Here is a 13950-nt window from a genome sequence, read left to right as displayed (position 1 = left end):
CAAATCCAGTCCAGGAAGGTGAACTCAATGAAGAAAACCCTGATGACATTCTTGTCCCTAGTGCTCGTATGGATGACCCTCCTGCCGTTCGCGGTTTCAGCCGCCTCGCCGGGAGAGGTTCGGATTGCGGCAGCCAAGACGGCCGATGATTTCAAGGATCTCGCCGGCCTGCCGAAGGATCAAAAAGACAAATTTAACTCGCTCCTCTCTGAAGGCGTATTCAACGGCCTCTCGGAGGACACGTTCGGTCTTGATGTACAGATGAACCGCGCCCAGTTCGCCAAGGTGGCGTCCATTATCTTCAAGCTGCCGGTGGACGGGACGCTGACTGCCTCGTCCTTCAAGGATGTATCTGCGGACGACCCGGCCAATGCGTATGCGCTTCCTTACATTGAGGCGCTGAAGAAGGCCGGCCTGACGAACGGCTATGATGCCGAAGGCGTCCTCTATAATCCGGCCGGTCCCGTATCCAGACAAGAGCTGTCCGCGTTCCTGATCCGCGGTCTGGGCCTTGAAGAGGCTGCTAGCAGTGCCGCGCCTGTGGCGGACGCTACGGTAGCCGAATGGGCGAAGCCGTATGTCGCGCTCGCACTGGAGAAGAAGCTGATGACCGCCGAGGGCGGCAGCTTCGACGGAACGTCGCCTGCGACCCGCCGCATGCTGGCCCTGGCGAGCTATGAGGCGAAGAACCTGCTTGCCGGCGGCAAGCCTGCATCGGAAACGCCTGCGACCGGTACCCCGGACAAAGAGGAGCCTGCTGCGGGCGGGAATGACACGTCCAAGGATGACGAGCCTGCCGGAGAGGTGTCTCCGAAGGGCAAGAAGCTCCTCATCGTCGGCCGGGAGAAGGCCGCAGAGGATGTCATCATCGGCGACCGTCTGAAGACCCAGGGCTTCGTGGTCAGCTATCTGATCGACCGCCGTCTGTCCCCGGAGCGCATCAAGGGCTTCGATCTGATCTTCATCAGCGAAACGACGAACTCCAAGTATGTCAAAGAAAACCTGGAGCACATGAAAACGCTGGAAATTCCCGTGATTTACAATAAAGCCATCTCCATGGGCGATCTCGGCATGTCCTCCACTTCGGAAAACAGCAGCGTGGAGAAGGTCAAGAAGATTACGATCAAGGATGCAGCCCATCCGATCGCAGCAGGCGTAACCGGATCCATCGACGTGTACACCGAAGACGGCCGGATCGATTACGGTGTGCCGGGCAAGAATGCCACGGTCATCGCGACCGTAGCCGGTGACGACAAGAAAGCGGCTGTCTACGCGTATGAGAAGGGCTCCAAGAATATCAAGGGCGAGACCGTACCGGCCCGTACCGTATTCTTCTACATGGCTGCAGGCATGTCCGGCAAAACGACGAACGATGCGTGGAAGATCCTTGAGGCAAGCTTCCTGTGGGCGCTTCAGAACAAATAAGTCTCTGCTGTCCGTTCAAACCGGGCGGTAAGGATGCAATCGAATAAGGCAGCGGTTGACCGGGAGGCGTTTCTCCCCCGGTACCGCTGCCTTTTTTTGAAGGTATGCTTGGAATAGAAACCGATCAGAGTTTTTTCTTACATATTAGAATTTATATTTATTCAGGGCTAGGCTCGATTCTGCTGGCGCATGCGGTCTAAGAAATAACGGAAGTACGGTGCGCTATTCTCACATTTCGATGGTACGCACCGGAAATAAAGGAACTCAGGAGTCACTTTCATAATTCAAAACCCATGCCGTAACTGGCTTTCAGGGCAGAAAAAAAAGGAGTACCTACCCAAGTTATTGAATGTATGGTTACCACACCACACTCAAACGAAGGAGGTACTCTTTTGTATACTATTCGTCAAGAAGAGCTGTTTTCCCTGCAAGAGCTTATGGAAATGGCACCAGAAAATAAATACAGCATCGTTTTCAAAACGCTTGACCTCTTACCTGCACTGCGCGTGCTCAACAAGAGAACGCACAGAGGCCGGCCAGAAGAGCTGAACTATGCGGCCATGGTATACGCTATGCTCATTGGGACCATTGAACGTATTCCGACCACAAAAGATTTGCTGAAGCGCTTGCGGACAAATGAAGAGTTCCGCAGGACTTGCCGTTTTCGCGGATCCGACGCTATTCCTAGTGAAGCTTCATTTTCACGGTTGTATACAAAACTCGCCGACTCCGGTGTGCTGTGGGAGCTGCAGCGCCAAGTCATTTCCCTCGCCGCTGCGGCGGGATTCGTCTCTCCCAGTTTTATTAGCTTTGACTCCACCCATGTAGAGGCAGAGGAACGCCAACCGCGTAAAGAACAGGAAGTGGAATCGAAGGCCGAGTCTAACGAACAACCTGTCCTTGAAATGGAACACTCCCCATCCACCAGCGCTAAGCGTCTGGAAGACCCGCGGAAGAAATATAAAAGGGGTGCGCCTACGAAGGCAGAGGCGGAGCGCCGCCGTTTGGAAAGAGAAGCATGGGAAGCTTCTTTGCCCCTGTTCGAACGTAAACTCGAGGATATGCTCCCTTACACATTTGAGCAGCTCAAACCGCTGATTCCTATACATCCAAGTACGAGCAGTAAAAAAGGCTCCAATGGAAAACTCATGTGGTGGCATGGATACAAACTGCATATTCTCGCAGACAGTAAAGGGCATTACATTTTGAGCGCCCTCTTCAGTTCCGCTCACGTAAATGACGGACGGCTGGCGATTCCGCTGCTAAAGAAGTTTCAAACCGATTTTCCTGACTGGAAGGTCAAACACGCCTTGGCTGATGCTGGATATGATGTTATGGCCGTCTACAAACAAGTAAGGAGCTTGGGAGCCTGGCCTCTAATTGACTATAACGAGCGAGCGAAAAAGCCGCCGGAAGGATTGAATGAGAATTTTCACCCGGTGTGTCAGGAAGGGCACTCTTACGTATATGACAGCTTCGATGCCAAGAACAAAAGCTTAAAATTCACTAGGCCCCAAGAGTGCAAAGCATGCCCGCTAGAAAAAAGCGGCAGGTGTCAAAGGGTCTATAAAATCAAGGTAGAGAAGGATCTCAGACGATTTACCGTACCAGCCAGGGGCAGTAAATCTTACAAAAAAATATACAAGAAACGGACAACGGTTGAGCGAATCTTTGCCTATCTGAAGGGTTACTACGGACTGGGGGCGTCTAGGAAGCGCGGTAAAAGAGCTGAGGTTGACGCCGCCCTGAGTGTTCTTAGCTACACGCTTTGTCAATATGCTGTTGATTGCATGCGCCAAAAACAACAAAAACAGGCAGCCTAAAATTTAGCCACCTGTTTTAAAAATAGCGTTTTAGAAATTCTGCCTTTTCGAAGACAGAGTGAAACAATTATGAAATACCCTCCTCAGATGCGCTATTGTAGGGATGGGCACGGTTTCCGGATCCGTTTTCCCCTTATAAGGCATCTGAGTTCCGCTATGTTCAGGGAAATACCGGGAAATACCTCCATAAGATACCTCACTTCCGTTATTCTAAAACGAACGTTCCGACGCCCTGCTGAATCGATCGGTCACCGGAGGAGGAGGTTGAACCGCATACCTTCCGGCTCGGACTGCAGGCCGCGGATCGCGGATGCGAGAGGCGAATATCGTGATGAGCTTCTCTTCAGCAGGGGTTCAGCCCTTTCCGGATGGTTCCCTGCTGCAGGGAGTCCATATCGACCAGATGGCCGTCGACGGCGACGGACGGCAGTATCGTCACACCATAGGCTTCGGCTTTGGCCCGCATCGTCTCGAGCGCTTCCGGCTGATGGGCATCGTATACCGTGATGACACATCTTGGACAGGCAGCCCCCTTGACCCGTTCCGTAAATTGGTCTCCGAACCTCCCGCTGTCCGTAAATACTTCGATCCGTTTGCTCACTTCATTCACCCTTTCATCAGTCACTCTTTCAACAGTCTGGCCAGAAGAGGACACTCCTGCCTGGGCAGGGGAGGAGCAGCATAAGGGCGCCGTGCGATCTGTTCGAGCAATTCCTTGAAGCTCTGCATCCGGCGGATCTGCCGCTCCAGTTCCTCCACTTTCAGTGCAGCGAAGGCATGCATCTCCTCCGTTGGGTAATAGTCTTCCTGCCGGACCATCGTGAGCAAATGCCGGATCTCCTGCAGGGTGAAGCCCATTTCCTGAGCGCGTTTGATGAATGCCATATCGGCTGCCGTACTCTCCGGAAACATCCGGTAGCCGGACTCCGTTCTGGGAGGCTTGGTGAGCAAGCCCTTCTTTTCATAGAACTTTATGGTTTCGACCGTGACCTGTGACTCCTTGGCTAATTGGCTGATGGTAAGCCCCCGCATCCTTCATCCCTCCCCGTATGCCGTAATTATAAACCCGGTACCTAGATACCGGGTCAACTTTATTTTGTGAGCGTCCGGCCATGCCCCAATGACCCTATAAAATCGCACAGAACCCCCTAAAAAGGGGCTCGTTTTTCATTGTATGGTTAACTAAGCGGACGGTATCGAATGGAAGAGGAAGGGTGGGGGATGACGATGGACCAATCTGTACCGCCGGCAGAGCCGCTCGTGAGGGCGGTGGGCATCACCCGGGTGTTTGGCAAGGGAAGCGCATCCGTCAGCGCACTGCGGGGCGCGGACTTGACGATCCCGGCCAGGCGGCTGATCGCGCTTCGGGGAAGGTCGGGCTCGGGCAAGACCACGCTGATCAACATCCTGGGGATGCTGGACCGGCCGACGGAAGGCACGGTGCTGTTCGCCGGAGAGGATCTGGCCCGGTTTCCGGAGAAAAAACGGAGCGAGCTGAGGCGTAAGCAGATGGGGCTGATCTTTCAGTCCTTCGGTCTGGTTCCGCTGATGACCGCCTATGAGAACGTGGAATTCGGGCTGCGTATTGCCGGCGTGAAGCCGGCTCTATATAAGGAATACGGGGAGCATGCGCTGGAGCTTGTCGGACTCAAGGCCCGGATGAAGCACAGGCCCTACGAGATGTCGGGGGGCGAGCAGCAGCGGGTGGCCATCGCAAGAGCCATCGCCCACAAGCCGGCCCTGATTCTGGCGGACGAGCCGACGGCCGAGCTCGACAGCAAGATGGGGATGCAGGTCATGCAGGCCTTCCGGAGCCTCGTAAGAGACGAAGGAATGACCGTGATCCTGACCACGCACGACCCTGCGATCATGAGCACAGCTGATCATATCTACACACTGGAGGATGGTCGTATTGCCCACGAAGAAGAATAGGAAGATACTCCGCGCCGCAGGCATCTGGGGTCTGGTGTTCATGCTGGCCGGCTGTTCGCTGCTGCCGGTGGAGGAGCAGGAGCTGCAGCCGCCGCTTGTCGAGCCGGTCAAGGAGACGCTGACGATCTATGAAGTGAAACGGTCCGACATCGCCAAGGGCATCACCGGAGACGCGACGTTCGTATCCGAACGGATGCATTATCTGCATTTTACCGAATCCGGTGCCCGTCTTGTTGCATTGAATGTAAAGCTGGGTGACAAGGTCAAAGCCGGGGATGTTATCGCCGAAACGGAGACGAGCGACCTGGACGACAAAATCCGGCTGCAGGAGATCGCCATCGAGAAGATCGAGATCGGACTGAAGCAGGAGCTGCAGAATAAGCCGGCGGACGATCCCGCCCTCCGGATCAAAGCGCTCGATCTTGAAAGCGCGCGCATTCAGATGAGGTCTCTGCAGAGCCAGCTCAAGCGGTCACGGCTGGTGGCCGAAGTGGACGGCATCGTTTCGTATCTGGATCCGATCAAGCCGGGCGATGAAGTAACCGCTTACGAGGATATAGTGACGATCTCCGACCCGAGACAGATGAAGCTGGTCTACACGGCGGCGGGACCGAACGATCTGGCGGGGGTTCAGATCGGTATGGATGCGAGCGTCAAGCTCAAAGACAAGACCTATCCGGGCAAGGTCGTTCAGACCCCGATGAGCGCTCCGCCGAGCGGGAACAAGACGGCCGACGAAATCAACGCAAAGTCGGTGGTTCTGCGCGTCGAGGGGCTGCCGGCCGATACGGCGATCGGCTCTCATGCGGACATCACGATCGTGACGGAGCAGCGGGCCGGCGTGCTGGTTATCCCTAGAGCAGGTCTGCGCAGCTATATGGGAAGGGATTACGTGCAGGTGATGGAAGGGGAAAGCCGCAAGGAGGTCGATGTGGAGAAAGGCATCGTATCCGCAACCGAGGTGGAGATTCGCAAGGGCGTCAGCGAGGGCCAGCGGATCATTCTGGACAACTAGGAGGCTGGGACGTTGGCACTTTTTCTGATGATCCTGCGCAAGATGATGAACAACAAGTGGCTCGAGATCAGTCTGCTGCTCGGGCTCGTCCTGTCCGTGGCGCTGGCGAGCAGCATGCCGGTCTACACGAACGCGATCCTGCAGCGCCTGCTCGTCCAGGAGCTGAGGCAGCTGCAGCTGGAGGGCAGCCAGTATCCGGGGATCTATTGGCTGTCCGCCCAGCTCGGGGAAGACGCGGAGAAAAAGAAGATCAGCCTGCCGGAGACCGACGCGCTGATGCGGGAGGCGGGCGAGCGCTTCGGCCTCCCCCTGCAGACGTATGTCCGCGAAAGGTCGACCCAGCGCTACGGCCTGCTCCCCGCCCAATCGAACAAGGCGGACCCGAACAAGCAGCGGTCCGCCGACCTTACCGCGCTGGACGGCATGGAAGAACATATCCGCCTCGTCGACGGGCGGATGCCGGCGAAGGAGCCGGTGGACGGTGTCTATGAGGCGCTCGTTGTCAGCGAGGCGCTGACGGAGCTGTCCATGGTGCTCGATGGCGTGTTCGCCCTGCGGCTGCAGCCCGGCAGCGAGCCGGTCTATGTGAAGCCGGTCGGGGTGTTCGACCGCAGCGATTACGCGGACTTGTACTGGTACAACATCCCGAGCAGCTACAAGAACAGCTTTCTGATCGATTTCGGGCTGTTCGAGCGGGACTTTACGATGGGCGGCAAGCTGAACGTCCAGGCGGGCTATTGGTATGCAGCGCTGGACTATACCCGGATGACGCTCGCCTCGGCTTCCGACTTCGAGCGGGCGGACCGGGCGATCCAGGAACACATGGATGCCCGCTACGAGACGCATAACAAGAATGCGCCGGCGATGCAGACGCTGGCCGCCTATCATGCCAAGGAGAAGAGCCTCCGGACGATGCTCTGGTCGCTGAACGTGCCGGTGATGCTGATGCTGGGCTTTTACCTCTATATGGTGGCCGCACTGATCACCGACCGGCAGAAGACCGAGATCGCCGTCCTCCGCAGCCGGGGCGCCAGCCGCCTGCAGATCATTCTCAGCTATGCCGCGGAAGGACTGATCTTGGGGGCGTGCGCCCTGCTCCTCGGGCCCTATGCCGGTGTCTGGCTGACGAAGATGCTGGGAGCCTCGAGCGGCTTCCTCGAGTTCGTGCAGCGTGCGAAGCTCGAGGTGAACCTGAACGGGGATGCGTATGTCTATGCCCTGGCTGCGGTCGGCGTGTCCCTGGTCATGACGCTCATCCCGGTCTTCCTCGCCACCCGCCTGAGCATTACCCAGCATAAGCAGCAGTCGGCGCGGAAAGACACAAGCTCGTTCTGGCACCGGTTCGGGCTGGACGCCATCCTGATCGGACTGGCGCTCTATGGACTGTATAATTACCGCACGCGGATGAAGGATCTGCTCTCGCTTGGACTCTCTTCCAATGATCTGAGAGTGGATCCGCTGCTGTTCCTGATTCCGGCGCTGTTCATCCTGGGAACCGGCCTGCTCGTGCTTCGGATCTATCCTTGGCTGATCACGCTGATCTACCGGGCCGGACGCCGCTGGTGGCCTCCCTCGCTGTATGCCGCGATGCTTCAGGTCAGCCGTTCGATCGTGCAGTATCAGATTCTCATGGTCTTCCTCATCGTCACGATTGCCACCGGACTGTTCGGGGCGAGCGCGACCCGCACGATCAACGCCAATACGGCGGATAAGATCCGCTATGCCGCCGGCGCCGATATTACGATGCAGATCCGGTGGGAGAACGATGCCCCTCCGGTCATTCTGTACAGCGAGCTGCAGGAGGAACAGGAGCAGGAGGCGGTGCAGCCCCAGGCTGCCGAGGATGACGCTCCCCCCGAACCGCCCCGGAGAACCCAGTACACGGAGCCGTCCTTCCTGCCGTTCACCCAGCTTCCGGGGGTGGAGAGCGCAGCGAAGGTGTTCGTCCGTCCGGGCGCGGATCTCATCAAGGGCAAAACGTCCGGCAGCGTCCAGCTCATGGGCATCGACACCAAAGCCTTCGGCGAGACCGTCTGGATGCGCAATGGCCTGCTGGACCACCATATCCGCGATTATCTCAATCTGATCGCCTCCCGGCCTTCGGCTGTACTCATTTCGCGGTCCATTGCCGAAGAGTACGGGGTGAAGGCGGGCGAGACGGTCTCGATCGGCTGGAAGGGAGTGGAGGCTGTACCGTTCACCGTGTATGGGATTATCGACTACTGGCCCTCGTGGAATCCGAACCCGGGTTCCGGGTCCGGGAGCGGCGCGGTGGAGGAGAAAGCGGGCGGACCGGACGGTGCCAAAGTATCCAGGCCGAAGCTGATCGTCGGCCACTTGTCCTACATCCAGAACAATCTGGGGCTGGAGCCGTATGAGGTGTGGCTGAAGCTGAAAGAAGGCGCGCCCAGCCAAGGCGTCTATGCCGCCGTGAAAGAGCAGGGCTTCCAGATCGAGGAGCTCCGGGATGCGAAGCAGGAGCAGATCAAGGCGGTCAAGGAGCCGTTCCAGCTGGCGATCAACGGCGTGATGACGCTCGGCTTTCTGATCTCGGTGTGCATCTGCTTCTTCGGCTTTCTGCTGTACTGGGTGCTGTCCCTGCACGCCCGTACGCTGCAGTACGGCATCTTCCGGGCGATGGGCATCTCGCTGCCCCAGCTCATCGGCATGCTGGCGGCCGAGCAGGTGCTGATCTCGGGGGCGGCCATCGCCATCGGCATGGGTACCGGCAGCCTGACCAGCCGGCTCTTCGTGCCCCTGTTCGAGATGTCCTTCGATCCGAAGACGCAGGTGCCTCCGTTCCAGGTGCTCTTCGACCCGCGGGACGAGACAAGGCTGTATGTCATCGTCGGGTTCATGATGCTCATCGGCCTGTCGATCCTGGCCTATATCGTCTCGCGCATCCGTATCCATCAAGCCGTCAAGCTGGGGGAGGACTAAGATGATTCAATGCGACAACCTGGTCAAAATCTACAAGATCGCCGATCTCGAAGTCGTCGCCCTGCAGGGCTTGGATCTGCAGGTGGCCGCTGGCGAGCTCATGGCGATCATCGGCAGCAGCGGCAGCGGCAAATCGACGCTGCTCAACATGCTGGGCGGGCTCGACCGGCCCTCGGCCGGACGCCTGCTGGTGGACGGAAGGGATCTTCTCACGATGTCGGAGAAGGATCTCATCCGCTACAAGCGCGAAACCGTTGGCTTCGTCTGGCAGAATAATGCCCGCAATCTTATTCCCTACCTGACGGCTCTGCAGAATGTCGAGCTGCCGATGCTGCTGCAGGGCAGGCGCCGGCGGGAGCGGGCCAGGGAGCTGCTGGAGGCGGTGGGCCTCAGCCACCGGGTGAACAACCGGCTGAACCAGCTCTCGGGCGGGGAGCAGCAGCGGGTGGCCATCGCCATTGCGCTCGCGAATTCGCCGAAGCTGCTGCTCGCCGACGAACCGACCGGCTCCGTCGATACGGCGATGGCGAACACGATCCTGGACCTGTTCCGCCATCTGTCCCGGTCCCTCGGGCTGACCGTCGTGATTGTCACTCACGACCCGCAGCTCGCGAAGAAGGTCGACCGCGTGGTGGCGATCCGTGACGGGAAGACGTCATCGGAGATGCTGCGCCGCCGTGTGCCGGAGGAGGGCACGGATGAGCTGCCGGTGGAAGAGGGGGCTGCCGGGGAAGAGGAATCGCATGTGGAGTATGCGATCCTGGACCAGGCGGGCCGCGTCCAGATCCCGGCCGGCTTCCTGGAGACGACCGGCGTGAAGCAGTCGGGCAAAGTGCAGGTTGTGATGGAGAACGGGCGGATCGTTCTTCTGCCGCCGAAGTAGGTGTGAAGGCGGTGGCTGGGCATCCGAGAGGCAGTGGGGCAGGTGCGGTTGGGGATGTTGAACTGTGGATCGTGCTGCTGCCGCCGAAGCAGGCGTGAAGGCGGTGGCAGCATGGGGGCCATGGGACGGGGCAGGAAGACAATGTCGTATCCGCATTTGTTTCATGCATGAAGGCTCCGTCAGTCCGCCCCCATCGCCCCGTTTTGCGCGGTAAGCAATATGGCCCTTAAGAAAATGGACGATAGCGGAAATCCCCTATAAAGTGGCCGTAACCCCCCCGTGATCCTGTCCGCACCATAGATTACAGTTAAGTAAGCGCATACATATCATTTTCATAACAGGAGGTGCAGGGTTTGATCAAAGAGGTCTCATCATTGGTTTCCTTCACGCTGCTCTTTTCATGTTTGCTGACCCCGCTCGCTGCGGCGGAGACTGGCACACAGCCAGCTCAAGGCATGCAGGCGGAGGCGGTGCAGCAGCAGGATCAGGAGCAGAACAGCGGGGAGAGCGAACAGCAGGAACCGGAGGACGCCCCTGAGGAAGAAGGGGAAGAGGCTGCAGAGGAGAAGGCAGACAAGCCGGAGGCTGAGAAAGCGGAGGATGCAGAGGATATCGAGGCACCGTCGCTGTTCAAGGACCTGGAAGAACTGCCGGCGGAGGAGAAGAAACGCATCGAAGCGCTGGTCGACCACGGGATCTTCGACGGCATCTCTGAAGAGGCATTCGGCCCGGACGAGAAGCTGAACCGTGCCCAGTTCGCCAAAATTGCAGCCCTGGTCTTCAAGCTGGAGGTCGACTCCACACTGCGGCAGTCCAGCTTCCTCGATGTGCTCGCGGAGGATCCCGTTCACTCGTATGCGCTGCCTTACATCGAAGCGTTGAAGGAAGCGGGGCTGGACCACCGGCACGGGCGCGGATGGCAAGCGGTACAACCCATCCGGTGAGGTCACACGGCAGGAGCTTGCCGCCTTCCTGGTCCGGGGTCTCGGTCTCGAGAAGGAAGCCGAAGCGGCCGCTGCTCTCGAGGATGACTCCATCAGCGATTGGGCCGCAGGCTATGCCGCCCTCGCCGTGGAGAAGAAGCTGATCCCGCTGCTGGCGGACGGTACTTTCGGTGGCACAGAGCCTGCAACGCGGAAAACGCTGGCCCTGGCCGCTTATGAAATCGTCCAGCCTGCCGAAGGCAAGGACGGCGAGGAAGCCGAAGAGGAAGGGGAGCAGCCGGACAAGGTCTCGATCGTTGAAGTCAAGGCGATCAAGTCGAACGTCGTATCCGTCAAGCTGGACCGCACTGTCGACACGACCGCCGAGCTCAAGATTACGAGAAAAGGTCTCAAGGAAGACGACGAAGACGATGACGACTCGGAGGAACCCGAAGAGATCAAGCCGCTTCCGGCCTTCGTCCAGTGGACCGACGAGAAATTGACGGAAGCGACGATGGAGCTGGATGAGAAGCTGGAGAAGGGCGCTTACATCGTTGAACTGACGGGATTGCCGGACGATCAGATGAACGTCAAGGTGTTCGAGTTCGAGGCGGAGGAGGAGCGGATCGAGAAAATCGAGATCACGGCGCCTTCGGACACACTGCCTCAATCCAAAGCGATCGTTCCCTATAAGGCCGTCAACCAATACAAGGAAGAGACGACCTTGAAGGCGAGCAACGTGAACATCCTGGTCGGTGCCAAGAACAGTGCTCCGATCATGGTGCCGGGAAGCCGTTATCTCATCGTGGATCTGACAGACGAACTGCCCGGCAGCCAGGTGTTCGTCTCCCTCCTGGACCACAAGAATGCCCAGTCGGCGCAGAAAACATTCACGGTCGGCGATAAGCCCCGCGTCACGAAGCTGGAGGTAGGCGAGCTGAAGTTCAACGACGGCCAGTCCATCTTCAAGACCGGCTTCCGGGCCTTCCTCGACTTCCAGGCCTGGGATCAGTACGGCAACCGCGTGGTCGACCCTGGAGTGCTGAACAGCGGTACAGGCATCGTGGTCTTCATGAATCCGGGAGATGTCATCAACTACGACAAGAGCGTAAATAACTTCCAGGATATCAACAATGACGGATATCCCGAGCTTCAGCTGGTGGCCTTTCCGAAGCTGAAGACCGACAAGGAAGTGACTGTGCACCTTTTCGGTCCCGGAGGCGGTCAGGAGGTTACCAAGACCCTGAAGGTAGCCGCACCAAAGACGCCTGCCTCGGTTGAATTCTACGCTTGGGACAAAACGCTGGCCGACGGCGATGTGGACAAACATGTCGAGCTGCGGGTCAAGGACGCTTCGGGCTATACGTTAACCGTCAATGAGATCGTGTATGCGGAGGTCGAAGGGCAGCTGCGAATCTCGTCCACCGGACCGCTCGTTCTGGAGTCTAATGCACCTGTACGTACCGACAGCTCAGGGCGGACCGTAGGCAACCTAAAGATTGATATTAAGGCTGACGACGGTGAGGAAGGCCTAATCCGCATCAAAGAAATCAAGGGCAGAGGCCCTGGTTCGGTCATCGTGCATCTGGTGGAGCTGAACAAATTCGAGACGCTGAAGCTGGATGTGCGCGAGAAGCGGGTGCCGAATGCGATTGTGACCGGAACGGATACAAATGAGGATACGGATGAAAAAGTTCCGAAACCTCTTCATTACTCGATTTTTCAAAATACGGAAGCCGGACCTACGTTCAAAGTTGTCGATCAGTATGGAGATGATTTCGGTCCGGAGAATACGAACTTCAAGGTCGATCTAAAATTAGAACGGACCAGCGGCGAGCCTGGTGCAGTAAGGGATGTAAAGGTAAATAACAAGTCGGTGATGAACGATGTGTATTCCAACCGCAGGTTCGAGCTGAAGGATTTTCACTCACGTGAAATAAAATACGTCGGCTCTCTTACCAAGGAGGGCAGCTATCAGCTGACCGCTTCGCTCGTAGAGGTGGAGGAAGGCGGACAGAACGTCATCCGTACGTTAAGCTCAATTAGCTCAACCGCAGAAGTGGTGAATCCTAAGACGGCCTACATCGATTATGTACTGGATGTGGAAGATTCCCTGTTTGCAGCGGGGAGAGCGCTCTATGACCGCAATATGATCAGCAGTGTGACGGATGCGACTTATATCATGAATTATTACAAGGCATTCGGAGCCGAGCTGGAGGTTCGCTCCAAGAATGCGCTCGGTACGGAATACAAGCCCAAACCGCCGGTCCTCGGGATCACTTCCAATGCGACCAAAGTGATCGGTCATAACAACAGCAACAAGATCATCGGGCTGGAAAGCGGCAAAGCCAAAGTCACTGTATTCTTCGAAGGATTTGACGGGGAGATCCGGTCGATTTCCAAGGATGTCGTAGTGAATGCTGATGATCTGTATGTCAAGGAATCCAAAATGAACGACAGTGATGCCGTGAAGAAAAACGGCAGCACGTTGGATTGGAACGGACGGACCATATGGGATCCTGAACTGCTCGGACCGAAGAATAATAACTTCCAGATCCGGGACCAATACGGCCATGATATCGACGTGAATCTTCCAATCTACAACTCGATGCTTGATGTGCGTGGATTCATCGGCAATGTACAGTACATCGAGCCTTATACCGATCCGACCAATCCGAAACGCGACAAAATCTCCTTAGGCGCCGATTTCAAAATCACGTATGTCCGTAACGGAGACGACAAGACGAAGAACAACATCAAAGAGTTTACCCTCTATATCGCTTCCGCCCACGGCATCAAGAAAAAACGCTTCATTCTCTACCCTTAATCCGGTCCTTTACCGGATGGCCCTGCCAACATACGGCGGGGCTTTTTTTATGGCCGTAAGTATCTCTTCGAGTGGTTCCTCCGATGCCCGGTGCAACGGCGCAATCCCCCTATATTCCGGATGGAATGCACCGCTGATGACCGCACGGTCCGTTTGTATACTGGCTATGAGACAGGAGGGGT

Annotated in this window: 10 protein-coding genes; 8 read left to right on the top strand and 2 right to left on the bottom strand. The window is 57.2% G+C overall.

Going from position 1 to position 13950, the window contains the following annotated elements; translation table 11 throughout:
• Positions 1–27 precede the first annotated feature (27 nt).
• On the top strand, positions 28–1425 hold the full coding sequence (locus tag PM3016_RS20345) for an S-layer homology domain-containing protein (RefSeq protein ID WP_014370750.1): 1398 nt from the start codon (positions 28–30) through the stop codon (positions 1423–1425).
• A gap of 392 nt (positions 1426–1817) precedes the next feature.
• Entirely contained in the window at positions 1818–3248 is a 1431-nt protein-coding gene (locus PM3016_RS20340; RefSeq protein ID WP_014368491.1) for a transposase, read from the top strand.
• Positions 3249–3591: 343 nt separating this feature from the next.
• Here the strand turns inward: PM3016_RS20340 and PM3016_RS20335 are convergent, their stop codons facing one another.
• Positions 3592–3849: a hypothetical protein gene (locus tag PM3016_RS20335; RefSeq protein WP_238540269.1), complete on the bottom strand. Its 258-nt coding sequence runs from the start codon at positions 3847–3849 to the stop codon at positions 3592–3594.
• 20 nt (positions 3850–3869) lie between these two features.
• Positions 3870–4280 (bottom strand): MerR family transcriptional regulator, encoded by a 411-nt coding sequence (locus PM3016_RS20330; protein ID WP_014370748.1) that lies wholly within the window; start codon positions 4278–4280, stop codon positions 3870–3872.
• A 189-nt stretch (positions 4281–4469) separates the two neighbouring features.
• On the opposite strand from PM3016_RS20330, the gene PM3016_RS20325 reads away from it, so the two are divergent.
• From PM3016_RS20325 to PM3016_RS20305, 6 genes are all read left to right on the top strand, one after another.
• Positions 4470–5180, top strand: coding sequence for an ABC transporter ATP-binding protein (locus PM3016_RS20325; protein ID WP_014370747.1), 711 nt, complete (start codon positions 4470–4472; stop codon positions 5178–5180).
• Complete coding sequence (locus PM3016_RS20320) at positions 5161–6195, top strand: efflux RND transporter periplasmic adaptor subunit (RefSeq protein WP_014370746.1); 1035 nt, start codon at positions 5161–5163, stop codon at positions 6193–6195. The genes PM3016_RS20325 and PM3016_RS20320 overlap by 20 nt, the downstream gene beginning before the upstream one ends.
• A 12-nt stretch (positions 6196–6207) precedes the next feature.
• Positions 6208–9135, top strand: a complete 2928-nt coding sequence (locus PM3016_RS20315; protein WP_014370745.1) for an ABC transporter permease — start codon at positions 6208–6210, stop codon at positions 9133–9135.
• Position 9136: 1 nt separating this feature from the next.
• Positions 9137–10018, top strand: a complete 882-nt coding sequence (locus PM3016_RS20310) for an ABC transporter ATP-binding protein (RefSeq protein ID WP_013918397.1) — start codon at positions 9137–9139, stop codon at positions 10016–10018.
• 353 nt (positions 10019–10371) lie between these two features.
• A complete protein-coding gene (locus PM3016_RS39995; protein WP_238540268.1) occupies positions 10372–10962 on the top strand; it encodes an S-layer homology domain-containing protein in 591 nt (196 codons plus the stop codon).
• A 127-nt stretch (positions 10963–11089) separates the two neighbouring features.
• Positions 11090–13768, top strand: a complete 2679-nt coding sequence (locus PM3016_RS20305) for an S-layer homology domain-containing protein (protein WP_238540267.1) — start codon at positions 11090–11092, stop codon at positions 13766–13768.
• The last annotated feature ends 182 nt before the right edge of the window (positions 13769–13950 follow it).

This window comes from Paenibacillus mucilaginosus 3016, assembly GCF_000250655.1.
GTDB lineage: Bacteria > Bacillota > Bacilli > Paenibacillales > NBRC-103111 > Paenibacillus_G > Paenibacillus_G mucilaginosus.
Note: the sequence above shows the minus strand (reverse complement) of the source record. Positions and strands in the feature narration are given on the sequence as shown.

Excerpts from the sequence above, each read along its gene's own strand:
- PM3016_RS20325 (WP_014370747.1), top strand. The coding sequence starts at position 4,470 with ATGACGATGGACCAATCTGTACCGCCGGCAGAGCCGCTCGTGAGGGCG.
- PM3016_RS20310 (WP_013918397.1), top strand. The coding sequence starts at position 9,137 with ATGATTCAATGCGACAACCTGGTCAAAATCTACAAGATCGCCGATCTC.
- PM3016_RS20345 (WP_014370750.1), top strand. The coding sequence starts at position 28 with ATGAAGAAAACCCTGATGACATTCTTGTCCCTAGTGCTCGTATGGATG.
- PM3016_RS20330 (WP_014370748.1), bottom strand. The coding sequence starts at position 4,280 with ATGCGGGGGCTTACCATCAGCCAATTAGCCAAGGAGTCACAGGTCACG.